This is a genomic window from Bacillus haimaensis (assembly GCF_048270625.1).
GTDB classification, from domain to species: domain Bacteria; phylum Bacillota; class Bacilli; order Bacillales; family Bacillaceae_I; genus Sutcliffiella_A; species Sutcliffiella_A haimaensis.
On sequence record NZ_CP158164.1, the window covers coordinates 476714 to 500579 of the forward strand.

General features: G+C 42.5%; 27 protein-coding genes and 1 riboswitch. Of the genes, 13 read left to right on the top strand and 14 right to left on the bottom strand.

Annotated features, from left to right (window positions below; all coding sequences use genetic code 11):
* Window positions 1-78: 78 nt before the first annotated feature.
* Both ABN702_RS02285 and ABN702_RS02290 read right to left on the bottom strand, forming a co-directional pair.
* Window positions 79-1110 carry a metal ABC transporter solute-binding protein, Zn/Mn family gene (locus ABN702_RS02285; RefSeq protein WP_417899223.1) on the bottom strand — a complete coding sequence of 344 codons (1032 nt, stop codon included), beginning with the start codon at window positions 1108-1110 and terminating at the stop codon, window positions 79-81.
* A gap of 89 nt (window positions 1111-1199) precedes the next feature.
* Window positions 1200-2381: a GTP-binding protein gene (locus tag ABN702_RS02290; protein WP_417899224.1), complete on the bottom strand. Its 1182-nt coding sequence runs from the start codon at window positions 2379-2381 to the stop codon at window positions 1200-1202.
* 164 nt (window positions 2382-2545) lie between these two features.
* Here ABN702_RS02290 and ABN702_RS02295 point away from each other — a divergent pair, with 164 nt between their 5' ends.
* The gene (locus ABN702_RS02295; RefSeq protein WP_417899225.1) at window positions 2546-3112 is read left to right on the top strand and encodes a beta-class carbonic anhydrase; all 567 of its coding nucleotides are present in this window, start codon (window positions 2546-2548) and stop codon (window positions 3110-3112) included.
* Here ABN702_RS02295 and yidD read toward each other — a convergent pair.
* On the bottom strand, window positions 3109-3336 hold the full coding sequence (yidD, locus tag ABN702_RS02300; RefSeq protein ID WP_417899226.1) for a membrane protein insertion efficiency factor YidD: 228 nt from the start codon (window positions 3334-3336) through the stop codon (window positions 3109-3111). The two genes, ABN702_RS02295 and yidD, sit on opposite strands and share 4 nt — an antisense overlap.
* 138 nt (window positions 3337-3474) lie before the next feature.
* On the opposite strand from yidD, the gene ABN702_RS02305 reads away from it, so the two are divergent.
* The 3 genes from ABN702_RS02305 to ABN702_RS02315 all read left to right on the top strand — a co-directional run bounded on the left by ABN702_RS02305 (window position 3475) and on the right by ABN702_RS02315 (window position 6359).
* Window positions 3475-3948, top strand: coding sequence for an S-ribosylhomocysteine lyase (locus tag ABN702_RS02305; protein WP_204418218.1), 474 nt, complete (start codon window positions 3475-3477; stop codon window positions 3946-3948).
* A gap of 411 nt (window positions 3949-4359) precedes the next feature.
* Window positions 4360-5367 carry a permease gene (locus ABN702_RS02310; protein ID WP_417899227.1) on the top strand — a complete coding sequence of 336 codons (1008 nt, stop codon included), beginning with the start codon at window positions 4360-4362 and terminating at the stop codon, window positions 5365-5367.
* A 17-nt stretch (window positions 5368-5384) separates the two neighbouring features.
* On the top strand, window positions 5385-6359 hold the full coding sequence (locus ABN702_RS02315) for a TIGR03943 family putative permease subunit (protein ID WP_417899228.1): 975 nt from the start codon (window positions 5385-5387) through the stop codon (window positions 6357-6359).
* A gap of 99 nt (window positions 6360-6458) precedes the next feature.
* On the opposite strand, the gene ytzI is transcribed toward ABN702_RS02315, so the two are convergent.
* Complete coding sequence (ytzI, locus tag ABN702_RS02320; protein ID WP_417899229.1) at window positions 6459-6620, bottom strand: YtzI protein; 162 nt, start codon at window positions 6618-6620, stop codon at window positions 6459-6461.
* A gap of 149 nt (window positions 6621-6769) precedes the next feature.
* Here ytzI and ABN702_RS02325 point away from each other — a divergent pair, with 149 nt between their 5' ends.
* A complete protein-coding gene (locus tag ABN702_RS02325; RefSeq protein ID WP_417899230.1) occupies window positions 6770-7210 on the top strand; it encodes a Dps family protein in 441 nt (146 codons plus the stop codon).
* 72 nt (window positions 7211-7282) lie between these two features.
* Here the strand turns inward: ABN702_RS02325 and ABN702_RS02330 are convergent, their stop codons facing one another.
* Window positions 7283-7531, bottom strand: a complete 249-nt coding sequence (locus ABN702_RS02330) for a DUF6154 family protein (protein WP_417899231.1) — start codon at window positions 7529-7531, stop codon at window positions 7283-7285.
* Window positions 7532-7669: 138 nt separating this feature from the next.
* Here ABN702_RS02330 and ABN702_RS02335 point away from each other — a divergent pair, with 138 nt between their 5' ends.
* From ABN702_RS02335 to ytkD, 3 genes are all read left to right on the top strand, one after another.
* Complete coding sequence (locus ABN702_RS02335; protein WP_417899232.1) at window positions 7670-8068, top strand: phage holin family protein; 399 nt, start codon at window positions 7670-7672, stop codon at window positions 8066-8068.
* A 78-nt stretch (window positions 8069-8146) separates the two neighbouring features.
* The gene (locus ABN702_RS02340) at window positions 8147-8467 is read left to right on the top strand and encodes a hydrolase (protein ID WP_417899233.1); all 321 of its coding nucleotides are present in this window, start codon (window positions 8147-8149) and stop codon (window positions 8465-8467) included.
* Window positions 8468-8578: 111 nt separating this feature from the next.
* Window positions 8579-9049 (top strand): RNA deprotection pyrophosphohydrolase, encoded by a 471-nt coding sequence (ytkD, locus tag ABN702_RS02345; RefSeq protein ID WP_417899234.1) that lies wholly within the window; start codon window positions 8579-8581, stop codon window positions 9047-9049.
* An 11-nt stretch (window positions 9050-9060) separates the two neighbouring features.
* On the opposite strand, the gene ABN702_RS02350 is transcribed toward ytkD, so the two are convergent.
* Genes ABN702_RS02350 through ABN702_RS02360 form a run of 3 tightly spaced genes read right to left on the bottom strand, consistent with a single transcriptional unit; the run spans window position 9061 to window position 11631 of the window.
* Window positions 9061-9867 (bottom strand): ABC transporter permease, encoded by an 807-nt coding sequence (locus ABN702_RS02350; RefSeq protein WP_417899235.1) that lies wholly within the window; start codon window positions 9865-9867, stop codon window positions 9061-9063.
* Complete coding sequence (locus ABN702_RS02355; protein ID WP_417899236.1) at window positions 9845-10624, bottom strand: ABC transporter ATP-binding protein; 780 nt, start codon at window positions 10622-10624, stop codon at window positions 9845-9847. The genes ABN702_RS02350 and ABN702_RS02355 overlap by 23 nt, the downstream gene beginning before the upstream one ends.
* Before the next feature lie 11 nt (window positions 10625-10635).
* Window positions 10636-11631: an ABC transporter substrate-binding protein gene (locus tag ABN702_RS02360; RefSeq protein ID WP_417899237.1), complete on the bottom strand. Its 996-nt coding sequence runs from the start codon at window positions 11629-11631 to the stop codon at window positions 10636-10638.
* A gap of 79 nt (window positions 11632-11710) precedes the next feature.
* On the opposite strand from ABN702_RS02360, the gene ABN702_RS02365 reads away from it, so the two are divergent.
* Window positions 11711-12529: an alpha/beta hydrolase family protein gene (locus tag ABN702_RS02365; RefSeq protein WP_417899238.1), complete on the top strand. Its 819-nt coding sequence runs from the start codon at window positions 11711-11713 to the stop codon at window positions 12527-12529.
* 736 nt (window positions 12530-13265) lie between these two features.
* On the opposite strand, the gene pckA is transcribed toward ABN702_RS02365, so the two are convergent.
* A complete protein-coding gene (gene pckA, locus ABN702_RS02370) occupies window positions 13266-14852 on the bottom strand; it encodes a phosphoenolpyruvate carboxykinase (ATP) (RefSeq protein ID WP_417900793.1) in 1587 nt (528 codons plus the stop codon).
* A 265-nt stretch (window positions 14853-15117) separates the two neighbouring features.
* Window positions 15118-15285, top strand: a riboswitch (SAM riboswitch).
* A 175-nt stretch (window positions 15286-15460) separates the two neighbouring features.
* Between pckA and metK the strand changes: the two genes are divergently transcribed.
* Window positions 15461-16660: a methionine adenosyltransferase gene (gene metK / locus ABN702_RS02375; RefSeq protein WP_204418205.1), complete on the top strand. Its 1200-nt coding sequence runs from the start codon at window positions 15461-15463 to the stop codon at window positions 16658-16660.
* Between the two features lie 388 nt (window positions 16661-17048).
* On the opposite strand, the gene abc-f is transcribed toward metK, so the two are convergent.
* From abc-f to ABN702_RS02400, 5 genes are all read right to left on the bottom strand, one after another.
* A complete protein-coding gene (gene abc-f / locus ABN702_RS02380; protein WP_417899239.1) occupies window positions 17049-18944 on the bottom strand; it encodes a ribosomal protection-like ABC-F family protein in 1896 nt (631 codons plus the stop codon).
* Window positions 18945-19076: 132 nt separating this feature from the next.
* A complete protein-coding gene (locus tag ABN702_RS02385; RefSeq protein ID WP_417899240.1) occupies window positions 19077-19208 on the bottom strand; it encodes an RAxF-45 family protein in 132 nt (43 codons plus the stop codon).
* 100 nt (window positions 19209-19308) lie between these two features.
* The gene (locus ABN702_RS02390; protein WP_417899241.1) at window positions 19309-20451 is read right to left on the bottom strand and encodes a glycosyltransferase family 4 protein; all 1143 of its coding nucleotides are present in this window, start codon (window positions 20449-20451) and stop codon (window positions 19309-19311) included.
* 29 nt (window positions 20452-20480) lie between these two features.
* On the bottom strand, window positions 20481-21032 hold the full coding sequence (locus tag ABN702_RS02395) for a phosphatase PAP2 family protein (protein ID WP_417899242.1): 552 nt from the start codon (window positions 21030-21032) through the stop codon (window positions 20481-20483).
* A gap of 157 nt (window positions 21033-21189) precedes the next feature.
* Window positions 21190-21708, bottom strand: a complete 519-nt coding sequence (locus tag ABN702_RS02400) for a gamma carbonic anhydrase family protein (protein WP_417899243.1) — start codon at window positions 21706-21708, stop codon at window positions 21190-21192.
* A gap of 82 nt (window positions 21709-21790) precedes the next feature.
* Here ABN702_RS02400 and ABN702_RS02405 point away from each other — a divergent pair, with 82 nt between their 5' ends.
* Genes ABN702_RS02405 through ABN702_RS02415 form a run of 3 tightly spaced genes read left to right on the top strand, consistent with a single transcriptional unit; the run spans window position 21791 to window position 23798 of the window.
* Window positions 21791-22582, top strand: a complete 792-nt coding sequence (locus tag ABN702_RS02405) for a lysophospholipase (RefSeq protein ID WP_417899244.1) — start codon at window positions 21791-21793, stop codon at window positions 22580-22582.
* 2 nt (window positions 22583-22584) lie between these two features.
* On the top strand, window positions 22585-23658 hold the full coding sequence (locus ABN702_RS02410; protein ID WP_417899245.1) for a tetraprenyl-beta-curcumene synthase family protein: 1074 nt from the start codon (window positions 22585-22587) through the stop codon (window positions 23656-23658).
* Window positions 23658-23798, top strand: coding sequence for a hypothetical protein (locus ABN702_RS02415; protein WP_417899246.1), 141 nt, complete (start codon window positions 23658-23660; stop codon window positions 23796-23798). Before ABN702_RS02410 ends, ABN702_RS02415 begins: the two co-directional genes overlap by 1 nt.
* The last annotated feature ends 68 nt before the right edge of the window (window positions 23799-23866 follow it).

Here is a 23866-nt window from a genome sequence, read left to right on the forward strand (position 1 = left end):
GAACCCCTCTCGCTGCAATCAACAGGGTGTTTAAAGTAGGCACTAAATTTTCAGGAAAGCGAAAGAAAAAATAGGCAATTAGTTCAATGCCTTCTTCAAGGTTTCTAAATTCTTTCTCATCAGGCTGAAATAGTCTTCTTCATTTTTTACATCTTCTTCTGTTGCTGCTTCAAGATTATGCAAAGTTAATGCTTCTGCTTTTATTTCATTCTTTACTACTTCCGCAATTTTACCGCTGATATTCTGATCGAAAATTACGTATTGAATGTTGTTTTCTTTTGCTTTAGCAATAATTTCAGTTAGTTGCTTCTGAGATGGCTCCTGTGTTGGAGATAAACCATTTACGCTGATTTGCTCCAAGCCATATTCCTTTTCCCAGTAGCCATAAGCTGCATGAGATACCAGTATCTTATTTGTCATGGCTGATTCCATTGTTTCTTTAAATTCCGAATCCAACGCTTCTAATTCCTTTTTTAGAGATTTAAAGTTAGCCTCGAAATCTTCCTTTGCCTCTGGCTTTAATTCCACCAAAGCATTTTTTATATTTTCCGCTAAAGATATAGAAAGAGTAGGGCTTAACCATACATGTGGGTCTCCATCTCCGTGATTGTGCTCATTTTCGTCGTGAGCGTCCTCTTCATGTGCGTGCTCATCTTCCTCGTGAGCGTCCTCTTCATGATTGTGTTCATCCTCTTCATGTGCGTGCTCATCTTCCTCATGAGCCTCTTCTTCATGGGAGTGTTCATCTTCTTTCATTAACTCAATTTCCTGAGCAGCAGCCACTACTTTAACTTCTTCATTTTCCAAGACATCTTTCGCCTTATCCGCAAAGCCTTCCACTCCAACACCTGTGTAGATGAAGGCATCAGCAGAAGCCATCTCACTCATGGTTTTCGTGGAAGGTTCAAATGTATGTGCGTCCGCACCTGGAGGGTAGACGGATTTTACATCCACATGATCTCCTCCAATTTTATTCGTGAAATCCTCCAAAGGAAAAATGGTTGTATACACTGTTAGTTTTCCTTCAGAGGATTGGTTATCCGAATTACAGCCAACTAAAAATGTGAAAAATATAAGTATTAGAATGGATAAAATTGATTTATTTTTCATTGTGTTCTCCTCTCATTGAGTATCCTTGAACATTATATCGTAATTATTACGATTTGAGAACTGAAAAGGAAATTGATTAATAATTTTTATTACTCTGTAACAAATGCGGGTATCGGATCATGGAATTTTGTCCAGTCCTCTAACATCTCTTCTTCAGTAAGTAGGCATGTATCCAGTGACTCCTCTAACGCATATCGATCTAGATCAAATCCGATAAAGACTAACTCAGTCATTCTATCCCCATAAGTATCATCCCATTTGGCTAAAAGCTCAGGTTCTTCTTTTAACGTCATTTCCCTATCCATTTCACTATAAGCTGCTACCCAAAGTCCTGCCCCCTGAAGCATGATGGAGGCGCCAGCCTGTGATAGCAATCCAGCCATGTCATTTCTTGAAGCCAGCCAGTAAAATCCTTTTGCACGATCTACATTTTCCGGCCATTTTTCCAGCCAACTCATGAATCTCTCAGGATGGAATGGCTTTTTCCTTCTATATACAAAGGAGGATATTCCGTATTCTTCAGTTTCCGGAATATGATCTTCATTCAATTCCTTGATCCAACCCGCTGCCTGGCTTGCCTGCTCGAAATCAAACAGGTTTGTATTAAGTATGCTTTGAAGATCAACCTTGCTGTGTGCCGAAGGAATGATTTTCGCTCCCGGATTCATTTTACGCAGAAACGCTTCCATATCTTTCACATCCCCATGATCGAGGAGGTCTGTCTTATTCAATAGCAGGATATCAGCGAATTCAATTTGATCTATGAGCAGATCGGAAACCTCACGAGTGTCGTTTTCGTCGGTTCCCTCCATACGATCAAGCAGACTTTCACCGGAATTGTAATCTTCAAAGAAGCGGAATCCATCCACGACAGTAATCATCGCATCAATATAGCATTTGGAGGTCAAATCGATATTAAATTCCTCATCTATATACGTGAATGTCTGAGCAACAGGTATCGGTTCACTGATTCCAGAAGATTCAATAACGATATAATCGATATTCCCTTCATCTACCAGTCGTTCTACCTCTTTCATCAGATCCTCACGCAGCGTACAGCAGATACAGCCATTCTGCAATTCCACTAGCTTTTCCTCTGTTCTGGAAAAGCCACCGTTCTGGACTAGTGCCGAATCGATATTGACTTCGCTCATATCGTTCACAATTACAGCGATCTTTAAACCCTGTCTATTGGATAAAATATGGTTAAGTAAAGTGGTTTTTCCTGATCCTAAATATCCGCTTATCACGGTAACTGGTATTTTTGACATAATAAAATACATCCTTTCTGTTTGTAAAACGTAATCTTTACGATTTATACTTTTCTATAGTACAAGAAAGCGGAACACCTGACAACTCATTTTTATTGTCATTATGTTTTTTTTTTGTCATATTGGAAGAGACGAAAAATTTGTTGCAGAAAGAAGGTAGTAGGATGAAATTGTTAAATGAAATATTAGATCATAATCGAAACTTTGTGGAAAGTGAAGAGTACGTCCAATTTCAGACAACAAAGTTCCCGGATAAAAAGCTTGTTGTTTTGTCTTGTATGGACACAAGGTTGATAGACCTTTTGCCAAGTGCAATGAATGTAAGGCACGGGGATATGAAAATGGTTAAAAATGCTGGTGCCCTCGTATCCCACCCATTCGGAAGCATCATGAGAAGCATATTGGTTGCGGTCATGGAACTCAATGCAGATGAAGTGATGGTCATCGGCCACCATGATTGCGGAATGGGAAAAGTGAATTATGATTCGATAAGAGAAAAAATGGAAGCAAGGGGAATAAAGAAAGAAACGATCGATGACCTGAAATACGCAGGGATTGATGTGAAAACTTTTCTAAAAGGCTTTGACAGTGTAGAGGAAAGTGTCAGGGAGAGTGTCGATATGATTGCCAACCATCCGTTGATGCCTGATGGAGTCCCTGTACATGGACTGGTGATAGACCCTAACACAGGTAAACTCGATTTGGTAGTGGATGGTTATCAATCGGTTTAAACTTTTTCTTTCTTCTCTGGAACATGGTCAATTCCACCCGGATGAAACGGATGGCACTTCAGGATTCTTTTTATGGTTAGCCATCCTCCTTTAAATGCACCAAAACGGCTGATTGCCTCCATCCCGTAATGGGAGCAGGTCGGATAGAACCGGCATGTCGGTGGAGTCAATGGAGATATGACCTTTTGATAAAAGCGAATTAGCAAAAGAAAGATATGTTTCATATACTGTCACCTCAGAATAAATTATAGCGGATTTTTCCCGGAACGGAAAATTTATTGAATTCATATAAATCAGATGAATTTAATTGGAATTAAAACTATGCTATAATATGTGTAACTTATCAATAAGGAGATGTTTTCATGCCTTCAGTAGAAAGCTTTGAACTTGATCATAATGCAGTAAAAGCTCCATATGTCCGCCATTGCGGTGTACACAAAGTAGGGACAGATGGTGTAGTGAATAAATATGATATCCGTTTTTGCCAGCCGAACAAACAGGCAATGAAACCAGATGCGATTCATACTCTTGAGCATCTGTTGGCGTTCAATATCCGTACCCATTCAGAAAAATACGATCATTTCGATATTATCGATATTTCACCAATGGGTTGTCAGACAGGCTACTATCTGGTTGTCAGCGGCGAACCGACAGTGGATGAGATTGTCGACCTGATGGAAGATACATTAAAGGATGCTGTACAGATCGAAGAAATTCCTGCGGCAAACGAAAAGCAGTGCGGACAGGCGAAACTGCATGACCTTGAAGGCGCAAAACGCCTGATGCGCTTCTGGTTGGAACAGGACAAAGAAGATTTAAAAAAAGTGTTTGGTTGATAATGAGAAAAAGGGATGGCCCCAGGGTCATCTTTTTTTTAGGCTCTGTTATTGAGTATTGTTGATTTCCTAAGAATCTAGCTGTTGATTGGAGCAATAGGCGAAGACTCCTCGAAAATGCGAGCATTTTCTTCGTGCGTTGAATCGCTGCCGAAGCCTTCCTTGTCCTGCGGGAGGAAGGGACAGGGGAGACCCCGCAGGCGAAGCCGAGGAGGCTCCCGGACCGCCCGCGGAAAGCGCAGCCTAGTGCGGAAATTAACAGCGGTGTTTAATGTGCAAAAACAAAATCTAGTAAATTCGATTGAAGTATCATAATTTTAATAGAGATACATATATTGTTAATAACTAGAGTGAAAGTTTCCCAGACCTCTATGCTATAATGCAAATAGATTAAATGTAAGGAGTCGAAAAATGAGGACAAGCAATAATCTCTTAAAAGATATCATTGGCCTTCTACTCATCGGATTTTTTCTATATCTGTTCTTTTTTATGGATATGAAAGATTTCTCTGAGAAGATTCCGGGCTCATTGCTTAATGTAAATACTATATTCTTGAGTATCGTAATTGAAGCTGTACCGTTTATATTATTGGGGGTATTTGCCTCTGCATTGATTCAGACATTTGTGTCGGAGGAGAAGATAAAAAAATTCCTCCCGAAGAATGCATTTGCTGCAATTATTCCTGCAGCGATTCTTGGGGCCATTTTCCCGATTTGTGAATGTGCCATCATACCAGTGGTCCGCCGTCTGATCAAAAAAGGGATGCCGCTTCATGTAGGGGTTGTTTTCCTTGTTGGCGCACCAATATTGAACCCGGTTGTAGTGGCTTCCACTTTCTATGCCTTTAATGGAGACCCAACTATTCTGTACGGTCGCTTCGGTTTGGCATTTGTACTATGTATTGTAATAGGGTTGTTGATGCTATTACTTTTTGATAATAAAAATCAGCTTCGCTGGACGAAAAATGAACTGCAAGGAAGAATGGATCCCGAGGTTGAACAGTCAGGACCGACGAATAAATGGAAAGCCACTTTCTATCATGCAAGTGATGAATTCTTCGATATGGGTAAATACTTGATCGCCGGTGCGTTCATTGCAAGTTTATTCCAAACCTTCCTCGACCGGGATGTACTTGTTGCACTTGGTTCAAATGAGGTCTTGTCACCCGCTGTCATGATGGCCTTTGCTTACGTACTTTCCCTATGTTCAGAAGCGGACGCATTTGTTGCAGCATCCTTTGGTTCAACCTTTACCACAGGATCGATACTTGCCTTTTTAGTTTATGGACCAATGCTGGATCTGAAAAACACATTTATGCTATTTGCCTATTTCAAGACGAAATTCGTACTAGCCTTCATGGCTGTTGTGACAATTGTCGTGTTTGCAGCAATCCTTATTTTCCAGCAGATTGTGTTGTAAGGAAAGGATGAGATTGAATGGAAAATAATCGAGATTATGGATTCCACATATATTTGCGCGGAATCATATTATTAGGCTTTACTCTTCTGTTCTTTAAGCTATTAGTGACTGGAAACATTACGAACTTTATTGCGCCCCGAATGATGCCTTTCATGTATTTTGCCGGTGCGACACTGTTCATCCTTGGGATAGTGCAAATATGGAGAAGCGGTTCCAAGAACAAGGAGGAATTGGTATGCAATTGTGGATTTGATCATGGTGAATCCTCTACACCCATCCAATCCATTGTCATCTATTCCATGTTTGTGCTGCCTGTTGTGACAGGTTTCATGTTTCCCGATAATATTTTGGACAGCTCCATCATTGAAAAACGCGGGTTTACGAACTCCAAGCAGATCGTGGATGAGCGTCAGCAAGCTGGAGCCTTTGAGGGAACAGCGGAAGCGGAAGGTTCTACTTCCCGTGCAGAAGAGTATTTGAAGGATCCTGAAAAATATATGGATGAATCAGGAGAGCAATCCATTGATGAAAAACTGGCAGATGCACCTCTTGAGCATCCGGAAGGGTTTGAAGTGCAGGCCCCGCCGGAAGGGTACTATGAAGAGCTAAAGGCTGAGCTATTAACACAGGATACGATTGTTGTGGAAGATGACCGATACATTCCCATTATGAACATAATTGATATGAACCCTGAAGAATTTGTCGGGAAGAAAATCGAAATGGTCGGGTTTGTTTTCCGGGAAGCAGACTTCACATCCGATCAGTTTGTGGTAGCAAGATTTGGACTCTCGTGTTGTGTGGCTGATGCCTCCGTTTATGGGACACTATCCACACTCGCAGAAGCAAGTGAATTGGAGAACGATGAGTGGGTAAAGGTGAAAGGGACATTGACCGTAACCGAATACAATGGATGGAACCTTCCTTATGTGGAAATCGAGAGCCTGGAAAAAGTAGAACAGCCTGAAACACCATATATCTACGAATATTACTAAGCAGGATAAAGATAAACTTGAAAAACCCCAAGCAAGCCCTCTGAGAAGATGGCACGCTTGGGGTTTCCGTGTTTATGGAAGGATGTTTAATTGTCAGGGTCATCGATTGTTGCTGTTATCGTCTTCTTCTTTTTCTTCGCCTGGCATCGGGTCAACCGGGTCGATCTTATGTTCATATTTATAAGCTTTATTGGTGGTTAGTATGGTCAGTAAAAGAACGATAAGAACTATAATGACGCATATGATTAATACGGTAGTCATTGTTGAGAATCCCTCCTTGCACAATACTACCCCTATTCTACCATTATTGCTCTAGGCTAGAAAGCATATGGAAGGATAATGAATTTGTTTAAGGGGAAGATAGAAAGGGTAAAAAAAGGTAGATACTTATTGGTCAAGGAGGAATTAAGATGTCAAATCAATTAACGGATGTAGTGAATAAGCAAGTCGCGAACTGGAGTGTTTTATTTACGAAGTTACATAATTATCACTGGTATGTAAAAGGACCTGAGTTCTTCACACTTCATGAAAAATTTGAAGAGCTTTATAATGAAGCGGCAACCCATATCGATGAATTAGCAGAGAGATTGTTGGCAATTGAAGGAAAGCCTGTTGGAACTATGAAGGAAATCCTGAAGATTTCCACTATCCATGAAGCAGAAGGAGGAGAGTCAGCTGAGCAGATGGTCAACAATATTGCCAGTGACTTCTCCACTCTAATTGAAGAGTTGAAAGAAGGCATGGAAGTAGCCGATTCTACAGGAGATGAAACAACCGGTGATATGCTTTTAGCCATCCATCAAAGTGTGGAAAAGCATAATTGGATGCTCCACGCCTTCTTAGGAAAGTAACTTTTTACCACAAGTATTTAGCCCGATGCAAGGGGAGGTCCCTAAGTATCGGGCTACTTCTGTTTTTAACATTTAGTGAAGGAATCCTGATCCATCCCTCTCAATATCCTCATCAGCATTTATTAATATTGCCTTCACCTTATCCATAACAAAAAGTGCTACGATCTGATGAAGTTCTTCGTCAGTGAGTTCATTTAATAATCCCAGGCATTGTTCTCGCGTAAAGCTATTAACAATCGCGTATGCGACAGCATCCACATCTTCGTCATCTCTCAAAAATCTTTTTTGATATTTTTCTATCATTTCTTCTATGGTTTTCATCAGCTTTCACCTCCATATGCAGCTGCCTCTCTAGACGTTAGCTTTCTCTATCTTTTTCACTTCATACAAAAAAGGCAGTTTCTACTTACACACTTAATAATCAAGTGCATAAAATAGAGTATAAAAAGGGGGAGTACTATGGACAAGTACACAGTTATGTACATTGTAGCCGTTTCACTCACGGGTTCAATTGCCTCCCTGCTCTTTGGTGGAATCAGCAAACTACTGCTCTTCCTGGTTGCATTTGTCATTGTCGACTATATAACAGGGGTACTTGCAGCTTTAGTGGAAAAGAAGCTCTCCAGCAGGATCGGCTTTAAGGGGATAACGCAAAAAGTATTCATCTTTGCCCTGGTAAGTATTGCACATGTGTTGGATATCATATTAGGCACTACGGTCATCATGGATGTCACCATTCTTTTTTACTTAGTGAATGAATTTATATCCATCATGGAAAATGCCCACAGGATGGGTGTTCCTATTCCTGAGCTGATGAAGAGGATGATTGAAACGGTTAAGAAAAAATCAGGTCTCTAATAACTTTCATCCTATGGAATAAAGCGGAGATCCTTTTGGGAAAATAACAAAAGGACGTTCTAGGAAAGGGTGAAAAGGATGGAAAGAAAAACCTATTATATATCACTAGGCGAAGGTAATATCTCACAAGTTAGAACTGCAAATTCATGGGACTATCAGATACAAGCGACGGATGAGGAAATTACTCGTCTAAGAGAGCTGTTCGATCAAAATTATTCTTCCGATTGGCAAGGTTTTTGGCGAGCGCATATTCCATATATTGAGTACCATTTCGACCGCCCCAATGATGGCTACGACACTGGATTACAGCAGGTATATAAAATGCTCTATGAGCTTGGTGACGAAGAAACAAAGGTGCATATTAAAAACGAAGGTTTGATGGACGACTTAATTGAATAAAATGACGAATTCTTTTGTATGATGGTCTAAAAAGGATACTTGACTCTCACAATTTCGATGCTACTATGTTAAGATGGAAGAAGAAAAAAGAGGTATTGGAGTTTCGATAGTATGTATGAGTTTGAAGACATTTACCATAACCGAGTGATGTTATCCTTTAAAGACCATCCTTATTCATCCAGTCCCAAGCATGTGTGGGTCATTTGCCAATTGGAAGATCAATGGCTCTTGACCAGTCATAAAAACCGCGGACTGGAATTTCCCGGTGGAAAAGTCGAAGAAGGAGAAAGCGCAGATCAGGCGGCAATAAGGGAAGTAAAAGAAGAAACAGGCGGACAAGTATCCAAGCTGCATTACATAGGGCAATACAAAGTGGAAGGCAGAGAAAAGGTCATCATCAAAAATGTATATTTTGCTGAGATTGCACGTTTAGAGAAACAACCTACATATTTCGAAACAAATGGTCCGGTTTTACTGAAACAGCTTCCCACCAACATAAGGAAAGACAATCGTTTCAGCTTTATCATGAAAGATTCGGTCCTCACGTATAGTTTGCAGCGAATTAAAGAGAGCAACTTTTGAGTTGCTCTCTTTTAATTATTTTTAACAAGCTTCTTCTCCAAATAATCGACAAGCTGGTACATGATTGTGGCAAATACGGCAATAATCAAAAGGCTCAGCAATACGAGCGTGAAGTTGAACACCTGGAATCCGTAGATGATCATATAGCCAAGCCCCTTGGAGGAAACAAGAAATTCCCCGACTATCACCCCGACCCATGAAAGCCCGACATTCACCTTTAATGTAGAAATGATGGTTGGATAGGAGGCAGGCAATACAGCCTGGGTAAAGAGCTGCCCTCTGCTGGCACCGAACGTCCGAAGAACCTTCAGGTAATTGTCATCCACTTCCTTAAAAGCCGTATAGACGACAATGGTGGTAATGATAACCGAAATGATAGCCCCCATCGTAATGATGGAACCCATGTTAGGGCCAATGGCGACTATTAGAATGGGACCCAGTGCCACTTTTGGCATGGCGTTCAGGATGACCAAGTAAGGCTCAAGCACTCTGGATGTCATAGGGGACCACCACAAAATCGCTGCAAGGATGGTACCAATCAATGTCCCAAGTATGAAGCCGAAAATGGTTTCTGTTACTGTAATGCCTATATTGCTAAGGAGCGACCCATCCTGCATCTTCTCTATAAAAAGACGATATATCTTACTTGGATAACTGAAAAGCAGAGGGTTGACCCAGCCGTTTTTCCCTGCAAGCTCCCAAAAAGAGAAGAAGACGATGAATATGATGAGCTGATAAAGCCGTACTTGCAGCTTTACTTTCTTTCTTTTCTGCAGATAATCTGTATGAAGGAGATTAATATTCCGCTGCTGTTTCAAGCTGCTCCAGCTCCTTCCAGATGTTTTGGAACAAGGAAGAAAACTGTGAATGCTGCCTTGCTTCAAAAGGAATGCTCTCCCTTAATTCAGATGGAACGATAAATGTTTTGGCAACTCGGCCTGGATTAGCTTTTAAAAGAAAAATCCGATCGCTCATGGCGATGGCCTCTCCGATGTCATGTGTTACAAGGAGAGCGGTCTTTTGAAAGGATTTAAGCGTCGTAAATACAAGATCCTCGAGCTTCAGTTTTGTTTGATAGTCCAACGCAGAAAAAGGTTCATCCAGCAGTAACAGCAGTGGATCCGTCGCTAGTGTCCGAACAAGTGCAACACGCTGCCGCATTCCTCCGGACAACTGCGAGGGATACAGTTTTTCTACATCATGCAAACCCATTTCCTTTAAAAGCTGCAATGTCTTCCGCTTTGAAGCCTCTGTTAGAGAGTCGGATAATTTTAATCCCAACAGGCTATTTTCTTCAATTGTCTTCCAGGGAAAAAGATAGTCCTGCTGTAGCATATAACCGATTTCCGAGACACATTCCCTGGGGCGTCTGCCCTTTAGTGTCACGTTTCCTCCGGTAGGGTCCAAAAGACCAGCGATAATGGAAAGCAAGGTCGTCTTTCCACACCCGCTTGGGCCGAGGAAGGAGATGAACTCCCCCTCCTCGATGGTGATGGAAATGTCCTCTAAAACTTTTGTAGCACGCTCTGGAGTGAAATAAATATGTTCAATTTGATCTATCGATAGAAAGCTCATAGATCATCATCCTATTCTCCCATTACATCTTCCGCAATGTTTGTATTTACTAATGTTTGATGCTCTACGTACTCAGGCAGTTCCCCGGCTTCATCCATGATGTTCTGCAGATTCTCCCATTCCGCTATATCGAGAATCGGATCAGTGGCAAAGGATCCTTGGCTCTTATAGCGGTCCACGACTGTCTCGACTAATTCAACCTCTGTATCTTCAAAGTATGGCAAAATAACCTCAGCCACTTCTTTGGCACTGTGTGAATCAACCCATTGCTGAGCTTTATAGAGAGCTCTTGTGAATTTCTCCACCGTATCAGGATTCTCTTTGATATAGCTTTCCTTTGCCATAAAGGTGGTGTAAGGAATAAGGCCGGATTCTTCTCCGAAGGATGCAACGATATGGCCGATCCCTTCCGCTTCAAATATACTTGCCTGCGGCTCGAATAGCTGGACAAAATCTCCTGTACCGGAAGCGAAGGCACTAGGAATATTCGCGAAATCCACATTCTGAATCAGATTCAGATCGTTCTGCGGATCGATACCATGCTTTTTCAAGGCAAACTCTCCTGCCATTTGCGGCATGCCGCCTTTCCGTTGGCCTAAGAATGTGCTGCCTTTTAAATCCTCCCAGGAAAAGTTCTCAAGCTTATCTCTTGATACCAGGAACGTTCCATCTGTCTGTGTAAGCTGGGCAAAATTGATGATTGGATCATTTGAGCCTTGTGCATACACATAAATCGACGTTTCAGATCCGACAAGTGCCACATCGGCACCATCCGCCAATAGGGTGGTCATCGTTTTGTCGCCGCCCCATGTTGTGGTCAGCTTTACATCCAACCCTTCTTCTTCAAAAAATCCTTTTTCAATCGCAACATATTGGGGAGCATAAAAAATGGAACGAGTCACTTCCGCAATCCGGACCGTTTCTTTTTTACCACCACCGCAAGCAACCAATGCGGCTACAAGTACAAGACACAAACCAATACTTAGGGCAATCTTAAAAAATCTCATATTCAACCTCCTCAGGCTTTAGGCAAAAGTTTTGTATGTTTATATAAAATACAGTATGATTTGGCCTAAATATGTGTGAATGCCCAGTAGGGGAATTGGAGGGAAAATATTGAAGGACGGCTTAATAACAGAGAAGGTGCGATACCCGTCACCAAGTCCACATATTGATGTGTATATGGTGACCTATTATAGCAGTGGATTAAAGGTGAAAGGGATGCTGGCTGAGCCTAAGGGAGAAGGGACTTATGAGGGGTTTCTTTATCTGCGTGGCGGAATCAAGAATGTCGGACAGGTCAGGGTAGGGCGCATCGTTCAATTTGCCTCTGAAGGTTTTGTCGTGATGGCGCCTTTTTACCGGGGAAACCAGGGAGGGGAAGGTAATGAGGACTTTGCCGGTGAGGATCGGGAGGATGCATTCTCGGCGTATAGATTGCTTGAGAAGCATGAAAAAGTGAAGTCAAACCGGATCCATGTATTCGGCTTCTCACGTGGAGGCGTGATGGCCCTGATGGCCGGAATTAAGTTCCCGGATGCTTGTTCCGTTGTCAGCTGGGGAGGGGTCTCTGATATGATTCTTACCTATGAGGAACGGGTTGACTTGAGGCGTATGATGAAGCGTGTGATAGGAGGTACGCCGAGTAAGGTTCCTGACGAATACAAGTGGCGAACACCGTTGTTTGAGCTTGAGAAGCTTCAGGCTCCCATATTGATAATACATGGCGAGAAGGATCTGAACGTTTCCGTTGAGCATTCCTATCGTTTGGAAAAGCGCGCAAAGGAGCTTGGGAAGCAAGTTGAAAGCTGGTATTATCCGGAGTTTACACATTACTTTCCGCCAAAAGAGAACAGGAGGCTTGTTGAGAGGCTGACCTCTTGGATGAAGGAGCAGGGGGAGTGAAATCATTGGGATGTGGTGATTTTGGATGTGTGTGATGAAGTGGATTTTGGTGGTAGCTTGTGCTGGAAAGACCAGTCAAAGGGTTGATGAAGTGCATTTTGTTGCTCGCTTGGGCTTGAAAAGTCCATCATAGGGTGGATGAAGGACCTTTTGAGCATCGATCCCTATGAAAAAGTCCATCATCAGGAGTATGAAGGACCTTTTGAGCATTGATCCCTATGAAAAAGTCTATCATCAGGAGTATGATGGACGTTTTGGGCATCGAGCCTTATGAAAAAGTCCATCATCAGGAGTATGAAGGACCTTTTGAGCATTGATCCCTATGAAAAAGTCTATCATCAGGAGTATGAAGGACGTTTTGGGCATCGAGCCTTATGAAAAAGTCCATCATCAGGAGTATGAAGGACCTTTTGAGCATTGATCCCTATGAAAAAGTCCATCATCAGGAGTATGAAGGACCTTTTGAGCATCGATCCCTATGAAAAAGTCCATCATTGGGTTGATGATGGACGTTTTGGGCATCGAGCCTTATGAAAAAGTCCATCATCAGGAGTATGAAGGACCTTTTGAGCACCGATCCCTATGAAAAAGTCCATCATCGTGTTGATGAAGGACCTTTTGAGCACCGCCCCCCATGAAAAAGTTCATCATAAGCTCCAATTTCTAATAGGTTCAAATATCAAAAGAGCCATCCGAAAGACAACTTAATGTCATTTCGGATGGCTCCAATATATTGTTAAACGGTTGGTCCACCAAGTCCTAGCACGTCTTCCGGTACGTTTTTGAACTTTGTGAAGTTTTCTTTGAATTTACCAGCCAATTCACGGGCAGCAAGATCATACTTCTCATCATCATGCCATGTTTTCTTAGGCTGCAGCACTTCATCAGGTACACCTGGAACATGCAGAGGGATCTCCACTCCGAAATATGGATCTTTTTCTGTTTCCACATTTGTAAGATCGCCTTCAAGAGCAGCTTGAACCATTGCTCTTGTGTATGAAAGCTTCATACGGCTACCTACTCCGTACTCTCCGCCAGTCCAGCCAGTGTTAACAAGGTAGACCTGGGCATTATGCTCATCGATTTTCTTGCCAAGCATCTCTGCATACGTAGTTGCAGGAAGTGGCAGGAATGGAGAACCGAAGCAAGTGGAGAACGTTGTTTGCGGAGAAGTGATTCCGCGCTCTGTTCCGGCCAATTTACTTGTGTACCCACTCAAGAAATGGAACATTGCCTGCTCTTTAGAAAGCTTGGAGATTGGAGGCAATACTCCAGTTGCATCAGCTGTCAAGAAAACAATGGTTGTCGGGTGTCCCGCGATACTTGGCTGTACAATGTTGTCCATTGCTTCAAGTGGGTAGGCGGCACGGGTATTTTCTGTTAAAGTGGAGTTGTCATAGTCAGCGATTCTTGACTGACCATCGATTACCACATTTTCAAGTACAGATCCAAAACGGATGGCATCAAAAATTTGCGGCTCTTTTTCGTGCGTCAGTCCGATGCATTTCGCATAGCAGCCGCCTTCAATATTGAATACGCCTGTATTGGACCAGCCGTGCTCATCGTCACCGATCAGCTTTCTGTTAGGGTCAGCGGATAATGTTGTCTTGCCAGTACCCGATAAACCAAAGAATAGTGCTACATCGCCTTCACGTCCTACATTGGCAGAGCAGTGCATCGGCATGATACCATTCTCAGGAAGCAAGTAGTTCATGACAGAGAAAATGGATTTCTTCATTTCACCTGCATATTCTGTCCCGCCGATAAGAACGACGCGCTTTTTAAAGGAAATGATGACAAATGCTTCAGAGTTCGTACCGTCAACTGCAGGATCAGCCTTGAAGCTTGGTGCAGAGACAACACTGAATGCGGTTTCATGTTTGGCAAGCTGTTCGTCATTTGGTCGGATGAATAGCTGGTGCGCAAAAAGGTTATGCCATGCAAATTCGTTGATTACCTGGATAGGCAATTGATATTTTTCGTCCGCTCCTGCGAAGCCCTTGAACACGAAAATTTCATCTTTATTTTCTAAGTAGGTTAGTACTTTTTCATATAAACGTTCGAATACTTCCTCAGAGATCGGGCTGTTTACCTTTCCCCAGTCAATCTTATCCTTGGAGATATCCTCTTCCACAATGAATTTATCTTTAGGGGAGCGACCCGTATATTTTCCAGTTGTAGCAACAACTGCACCGGTAGATGTCAGGCTGCCTTCATTGCGGTTTAATACTTTCTCCACTAATTGAGGTACAGAAAGTTGCATTTGCGTGTTGCTTCCGTATATTAATTTAGTTAAACCATTATCAATACCAACCGTTTTCATCATGGATAACTCTCCTTCAACTTGTATATTAATTTCTCATCTGTTAAAAAGTATAACACATTTAATCCAATAGTCCATACTAATTAAAATATTTTATGAAATAAAGTGTGAATCCGTTAACATTTTGTGAAAAAGAGGCTTATGTACATGGACAAATCTACTTAATGATAGCATATGTTTTTTCCTGTTTCTTCATTTAAATAATTTGCCGTTTTTTGTTGACAATAAAGCTTTTATTACGCTAATATAGAACCTTGAACGGATACTCTTATTCCGAGCTGGTGGAGGGGCAGGCCCTATGAAACCCAGCAACCTGCTCAAAGGTAAATGGGCGAGCGCGAAAAAGCACTTCGCTGATTTTTTTGGACAAGAAAATTGTCGCTTGAGAAAAGGTGCTAAACCTGAGCAAGGCATTGACCTTGACCGATAAGAGTGAAAGGCTAATTCTTGAATTCAAACCTTTCCTCAACATTATGGAAAGGTTTTTTATATTTTGCACAAGATAACAAAGAACATCACACAACAGGAAATGAGATCCGTATCAAACATACTGTTATACATGAAGAGAGGTAAAACGCTTTTCATATACAAAAGGAGGAACTTTTTTAATGACTAAACAACGTCGTTTATTTACTTCTGAATCCGTAACGGAGGGACATCCGGATAAAATTTGTGACCAAATTTCCGACTCCATCCTTGATGCTATTCTTACTAATGATCCAAATGCACGTGTAGCGTGTGAAACTTCTGTAACAACCGGATTGGTGCTTGTTGCTGGAGAAATCACTACCTCTACTTATGTAGATATCCCAAAAATCGTTCGTGAAACCATCCAAGGAATCGGATACACTCGTGCGAAGTACGGTTTTGACGCAGAAACTTGTGCGGTTCTTACTTCCATCGACGAGCAATCCGCTGACATCGCAATGGGTGTCGACCAAGCATTGGAAGCTCGTGAAGGACAAATGTCAGATGCGGAAATCGAAGCGATCGGTGCGGGAGACCAAGGTTTGATGTTCGGATTTGCTTGCAATGAAACTAAGGAATTAATGCCTTTACCGATTTCATTGGCTCATAAGCTTTCCCGTCGCCTAACAGAAGTAAGAAAAGAAGAAATCCTTCCATACTTACGTCCAGATGGAAAAACTCAGGTAACTGTTGAATATGATGAAAACGATCAACCGGTACGTATCGATACAATCGTTATCTCTACTCAGCATCACCCGGAGATTTCTTTGGAGCAGATCCAACGTAATGTGAAAGAACACGTAATCAAGCCGGTAGTTCCTGCTAACTTGATTGACGAAAACACAAAATACTTCATAAACCCAACTGGCCGTTTCGTTATTGGTGGACCTCAAGGGGATGCTGGATTGACTGGCCGTAAAATCATTGTTGATACGTATGGCGGATATGCTCGTCACGGTGGTGGAGCATTCTCCGGTAAGGACGCAACGAAAGTTGACCGTTCTGGAGCATACGCAGCACGTTATGTTGCAAAAAATATCGTAGCAAGCGGCTTGGCTGACAAATGTGAAGTTCAACTTGCTTACGCAATCGGTGTAGCACAACCTGTATCCATCGCAGTGGACACTTTCGGAACTGGTAAAGTTTCTGAAGAGAAGCTAGTGGAACTGGTTCGCAACAACTTCGACCTTCGTCCAGCTGGAATCATCAAAATGCTAGACCTTCGTCGCCCTATCTACAAGCAGACTGCAGCATACGGTCACTTCGGTCGTAACGATCTTGACCTTCCTTGGGAGCAAGTGGACAAAGCTGATGCATTGAAAGAGCAAGCGAACGCTTAATAATTATTGTGGCTGCCGCCAAATCAGGTTATGTGCCTGGTTTGGCGGCAGTTTTTTGTTTTGGGGAGTGGCTTGCTAGTTGCATTGCGTAGAGATGTCGGATTTTGTGAGAAAATGCGTTTTATCGATATGCAACTGTTTTTCGTTGATATATTTTTATTTTCATTGATATAATTTTTTTCTCGTTGATATAATGTCCGGAATCGTGGATATATGAAAATTTTCGTTGATATCTTAAAATTGCCTTGCGAAATCCACCTGGGAAACTTCGTATTTCATGAAAAGTAACCTATATAAAAAAAATTCACTCGAAACTGCACAAAAAAACAAGCCATACAACAAAAAAACAGGCGAAATAGATCGCCTGTCTACACTTCTCAAAACTGGTTTAAAGCGCATCCTCCAACAATTCATAGAGGGAGGAGCGTTCTGATTCTCTGTTATTCCATTCATCTTGATACTTTTGCAGGGCCACAAGATCTGTCTCTTTTTCCATCTGTGCTTCCAACTCGAATATTGCAAGTTCCAGTTCCTCCAATTTTGCCTCTATCTTCTCGGGCTCGATGGTAGTTGGGGCATTACTTCTTACTCGTTCCTTAGAAACAATTTCCTTCTTTCTTTCCGTATCTGAAACAACGGTTTGCAATTTATCTTTTTCCAATTCTTTTCTCTTATTCCGAGCATATTGGTAGTTGCCGGTATAAGTGGTGAGCCTCCCGCTTTCGAGCCAGCAAGTTTTCTCAAAATATTTATTCAAAAAGTAGCGGTCATGCGACACGGTAACTATCGTGCCGCCGAAATCCTCTAGCGCTTCCTCCAGGACTTCCCGAGATTCAATGTCCAGATGGTTGGTCGGTTCATCGAGTATAAGGAGGTTGATATCTTGATACATCAGCTGGGCCAAACGTAAACGCATTTTTTCTCCTCCGCTTAAATTTTCCACCCTTTTAAATACAGAAGGACCGTAGAAAAGAAACTTCGCAAGAACATGTCGTGCCTGTTCCTGGGTGATTGGTACGTATTCCCGAAAAGCGTCGATCAGCGTCTGTTTAGGGGTGGCGGCCTCCACATGCTGAGAGAGGTACCCGATTTTCACATTGCTGCCTACCTTTAATTCACCTGAATCATGACTTTCCTCGCCCAAAAGAATTTTCAGGAGAGTGGTTTTTCCTGTTCCATTTTGGCCGATAATCGCTACTCTTTCCTGAAAATAAACATGGAAATCAAGCTGATCAAAGAGCGTACGTCGGCCAAAGGATTTTGCCAAACCTTCCATTGTAAGGACGTCTTTCCCGCTCCGTTCGCTTCCTTCAAATTGAAGACCCATTGCCTTTCTCTCCAGAATAGGACGTTTCACCTTTTCCATTCTATCCAGGGCCTTTTGCATGCTTTTTGCGCGTCGGTGCATCGCAGCATTTGGCGGATTCGCCTGGTTGGCCCATTCCTTCAGGCGTTTAATGGTCTCTTTCATCTTTTTGATTTTTTTCTGCTGCTCCTGATAGGCTGCAAACTCAAGGAGTAGGCGCTCTTCTTTTTCTTTAATAAAACCGCTGTAGTTTGTGTGGTAGACATGTGTTTCCCCATCTTCAAGATCGATGATTTTGGATGCAACCTCGTCCAGGAAGTAGCGATCATGGGAGATGACAACAACTGTACCCGAGTAGTCACGCAAATATTGCTCCAGCCACTCAACCGAGTAAATATCCAGATGGTTGGTCGGTTCATCCAGTAATAGCAGTTCCGGGTTTTGCAATAGAATAAAACCAAGACAAATTTTCGTCTGCTCTCCACCACTTAGGCTGTCAAACTTTTGTGAAAGCAGATGTGAAATCTTTAATCCGTTTGCTATCTTCTGTATCTCGGCTTCGATTTCATAGCCTCCCATAAATGAGAAGCGCTCCTGAAGGACACCATACTCCTCCATTATTCGTTGAAGCTTGGTTTCATCTGTTTCCTGGGTCATATGCAGCTCAAGTGCCCTCAGCTTTTCCTGTATCACCATTGCTTCGGAAAAAGCTGATGAAAGTACATCCTCTCCTGTGGTACCGTCAGGGAAAGAAGGAATCTGTGATAGATATCCGACGTTTATGCCTTTCTTAATATGAATGGCCCCTGTATCAGATGCCTCTTTTCCGCTAATCAGCTGAAAAATCGTGGTTTTGCCACTGCCATTCCTGCCGACTAATCCGATTCGGTCCTTTTCCTGAATATCGAGGGATAAGTTTTCGAAGATTTTCGTTCCTGCAAAGCTTTTGCTTATTTCATTTATTGTACATAGCATCATGTTAATGAGCTCCTTAAGAATATTTTTTTGAACACAAAAAAACCATGAGTAAGAAGGAGTCTTCTTAACCCATGGCTTTCATTACATACCCACAATGAAAAGTGGGATTATGGAGGGGTGAGAGATCTCTTACTATCTGCAGCATGTATTCAGTTTGTTAAAAAAGGACAGACGTATCCCGTTAACAAATGAATCATGAAAAATCGCGCGGCATAAATGTAAGTACGACAAGTATTGCCCGCGAAGCTTTACAGATAGTAACATCTCATTTCCTCCTTTCCGTTCGTCAGATTATCATTATTATATACAATAATATCGGAAGGTTGCAAGTTTTCTGTAAAAGGGAATTACTCTATTCCTTGAACTAAGCGAGTTCCTGAAGTTCCTCAACTTGTAATGCAAGATGATATTCGGACAATAATCTTTCAAAAATGGCGTCCCATGACTGCAAGAGGGCATATTGCCTGCCGGCCAAGCCCATCCCTTTTCGCAAGGATGAATCATGAAGAAGGGAAGCAATGGCTCCTGCAAAAGCTTCGATATTTTTTTCTGGACATAATATTCCTGTCACACCGTTCTCAATGATGGTACGTACACCTCCAGCGTCTGCCCCGATTACCGGAGTTCCACAAGCCAGGGATTCAAGGACGACATTGCCAAAAGTTTCTGTTGCAGAAGGAAAGACAAAAAGATCGGAGGCTGCATAGATTTCCGTCAGCTCGGAGCCTGAACGGAATCCGCCAAAGGTCATGTTTGAAGGTGCCTGCTTCATTAAGTCCTGCTTCAGAGGACCATCTCCGACAATGAGCCAGTGTGTATGTTCACGGATATGCTGTGGCAGGGCTGCTTCAATGGCAGGCAGTAGTGCCACATCTTTTTCAGGTGCAAGTCTGCCTACAAAGCTGATCAAGTATTTTTCTTTGATTTGGAATTTTTCTTTTATTGAAGAAGAGGTTGTTCCGGGATCAAACAGATTGCAATCCACCCCTCGCGGCCAAATGGCGGTATTGGTGAAGCCGTGTTTTTTCAAGTGCTCCTGGGTATCAATAGAAGGTACGAAAATTTTTCGTAGCGGCCGGTGAAACCATCTCATGTATGTCCATAGAAATTTGGTGAGAAATTGAAGGTCGTAATATTCGAGGTATTTATCAAAGTCGGTATGATAGGAACCGACAACCGGAATGTTGAGTTTTTTTGCGTAGTGCAAACCGCATAAGCCGATGTTGAACGGGGTTGCCACATGAATGATGTCTGGCTGGAATTTCTGTAACTCAGCCTTTACGGAAATCATATTAGGAAGCGCAATCCTGCATTCAGGATACAGGAAGAAGGGAAGGCTCGCAAATCGATGTACGTGACTCGAGAACAGGTCTTCCCCTGAGCTAACAGGTGCAAAAACCCGATATTCGATGTTGTTCTTCTCTAAATATGCGGTAAATCTCTTTAACGTCCTGGCAACACCATTAACATCCGGTGCAAAAGTATCGGTGAAGATCGCTATTTTCATAAGAATCCCCCATTTCAACAATTTATCTTTTATATAAGTGCATTTGGATAAAATGAAGCAAGTGCCATATAGGATAAGCATCCTACAGAGGTTCCGAGGATACAGCCGACTGCCACATCTGATGGATAGTGAAGACCGAGGTACATCCTCGAAATGCCCACGCTTATTGCCAGAGGAAGGAGAAAGGCTGCAAGCATAGGTGCATACAGGATGAATGGGAGAACAGCCGAAAAAATGGCAGTGGTATGGCCGGAAGGGAAGGAATGATCCTTTAATGGGTTGCTGGCCACTTTTATTTCGGTTAATGCAAGATAAGGGCGTTTTCTCGGATAGAATTTTTTCATAATCGATACAGGAATATGGCTTATTGCAAGGGCGAGCCCGCTTGCAATGGCTGCGTATTTCAAAGAACTGGATGCAAGGAGAATAATGAATAGAATAGTGCAGATAGTAAAGGTTGCGCCACCGGCATGAGTGATGGTGCGGAAGAAAAGGTTTAGTGCTTTCTTTTCGAAATGCCGATTAATTCCACGAAATACATGACAATCAAAGTCATAAAAATTGTGTAGGAATTTGATCATTTTCCACAACCCCTTAACAAAGAAATTGATTTGTTAACTATATTGTAAGTAGTGATTATTTAGGAAATGATAAGCGATTGTAAAAAAAGGGTTAATTTATCCCGATGAAAATAAAAAAACCGTTATGAAATCATAACGGTCGCGGTAAAGAAGCGAGTTACGTCTGCAGCGATTTGTAATATTGACCTTTTTCCACATACTCTCTGCGAATTCGTGCCATGTCCTTTTTATCCTCCTCGGTCAATTCACGGACCACTTTTGCAGGACGTCCGAAGGCAAGCGTGTTTGGTGGGATCTTTTTTCCGGGGGAGACAAGACTGCCCGCACCGATAAAGGAGCCCTCCCCGATTTCTGCACCATCAAGAATGATGGAGCCCATTCCGATCAAGGCGTTTTTTCTGATGAAGGAACTATGTAAGGTGCATTGGTGGCCAACTGTCACGTCATCTTCTATAATAAGAGGTCTATTCGGACTTTGATGCAAGAGGGACTGATCCTGGATGTTGACTCTGTCCCCGATGATGGTAGGGGCGACATCCCCGCGAATGACAGTGTGAAACCAGATGCTGCTTTCTTTCCCGATTGTTACATCCCCTGTAATGACGGAAAAATCAGCGAGAAAAGCAGTGGAATCTATCTGGGGTTTTTTATCGTGATAAGGGTATATTTTATACATGAGTGCCTCCAACTTGTCATATAGATTTGTTTTATTTTATTATATCAGAAAGATACTTGAAGTAATTAAGGGAGTGTTTTTTATGTGGAAATGGGAGGGCGAAAATCCGAAGGGAACCGTGGTGATCGTCCATGGTGCCCAAGAACACCATGGGCGTTATCCATGGTTGATCGACCAATGGAAGGCAAATGGGTTCAACGTGGTGATGGGGGATCTGCCTGGTCAAGGACTTTCCACTAGAAGAAGAGGACATATCGATACGTTCGATGAATATATAGAAGAAGTGGAAAACTGGATCAAGGAGGCGTACCTTCTGAAGCCGCCAGTTTTTATTATCGGTCATAGCATGGGAGGCCTGGCAGTCATCCGGACACTACAGGAGAAAAGTCCGTTGCTTGTGGCAGGGGTCATTCTTTCATCACCATGCTTGAAGTTGCTTCATCATCCGGCTAAAGGGCTGGATGTACTTTCGAAGGGCTTGAATTTTATTCTGCCAAAGACAAAATTCAATACCGGGCTGACAATTGACAAGGCTACACGCAACGAAGAAATTATCAAAAATGCTGCCGATGACCAATTGTATATTACCAAGGTTTCCGTCAGATGGTATCGTGAGCTCGTCCAATCGATGAACCATGCATATACGAGCATTGATAAGTTCCCGGATATTCCTGTTTTGCTTATGCAGGCTGGAGATGATTTAATTGTAGATAAAGAAGCATCTGTCATATGGTTCAATTCCTTAGGGGCCAAAGAAAAAAGCTATAAGGAATGGAATGGACTATATCATGAGATTTTCAATGAACCGGAGCGGGATAAGGTATTCCGCTATGCGAAATCCTTTTTTGACTTACAATTAGAAGGAAGTGAATAAGCTTGAAGGTACCTACCCATCCTTTTTCCCTTATGAAAAGTGTGTATTGTCATGTTTTTCCTGTTGTCTATGAAGAATTGGTCTATTGGAAAAGTAGGGCCAGTGAGATTCCGGATGCTGAATTAAGGACGCAGGCACTGGCCAGCATTGATTCAAAAGCGTTTCATTGCGAGGGTGGGGGAATCCTTTCCTTGCTGGCAGGCGCCGATATTCAAAAGGCGATTAAGTTTATTGTAGCCTACCAGACAATCAGTGATTATCTGGACAACCTATGTGACCGAAGCACCTCACTCGATCCAGTCGATTTTGAAGCGCTGCATGAATCGATGAAGGATGCGTTGACTGTCGGTTCCCCTGTCAAGGACTATTACCGCTTTCGGGAGGAACAGGAGGATGGCGGGTATCTGGCTGACTTGGTAAGCACCTGTCAAAGTGTGCTGAAAGATATTGAACACTACCCCATTATTTTTCCCCATTTATTGAAGCTTTGCCAATATTACTGTGATCTGCAAATACATAAGCATGTTGTGGTGGAGGAGCGGGTTCCACGGCTGGAAAAATGGTTCGCCACATATAGGGAGGAGCTTCCCCAGATGGAATGGTATGAATTTTCTGCATGTTCAGGCTCGACCCTCGGTATCTTCTGTCTGGTATCCCAATCGTTTCGTGAGGATTTTTCGGAGCAGCATGCCTCGAAAATCGTAGGTGGTTATTTTCCATACATTCAGGGTCTCCACATTTTGCTTGATTACTTTATCGACCAGGAGGAGGACTTGGCAGGTGGGGATCTGAACTTTTGTACGTACTATAGCGATGAAGAAGTCTTGATGGAGCGGCTGAAGCATTTTGTTGCAAAAGCGGATGAGCATACTACTGGACTGCCTTTTGAGAAATTCCACCGGTTGATCAATCGTGGGCTGCTCGGGGTATATCTCTCCGATCGCAAAGTCCATGATTGCAAAAATGTTTCCGGGATGGCAAAAAGTATTATCCGCTCGAGTGGCGGAACGGCGTACTTTTTTTATGTGAATGGACGTGCTTACCGTAGAATTCAGCGCTGGCGTGAGAGTTCGTAGTGACGTGTTTACAATTAAAGGAAAAGTCCTTCATAGCGGTTATGAAGGACTTTTTCATGGTGATGCAGTCGCAAAAAGTCCATCATAAAGCGGATGAAGGACTTTTTCATGATGATGCAGTCGCGAAAAGTCCATCATAAAGCGGATGAAGGACTTTTCCATGATGATGCAGTCGCGAAAGGTCCATCATAAAGCGGATGAAGGACTT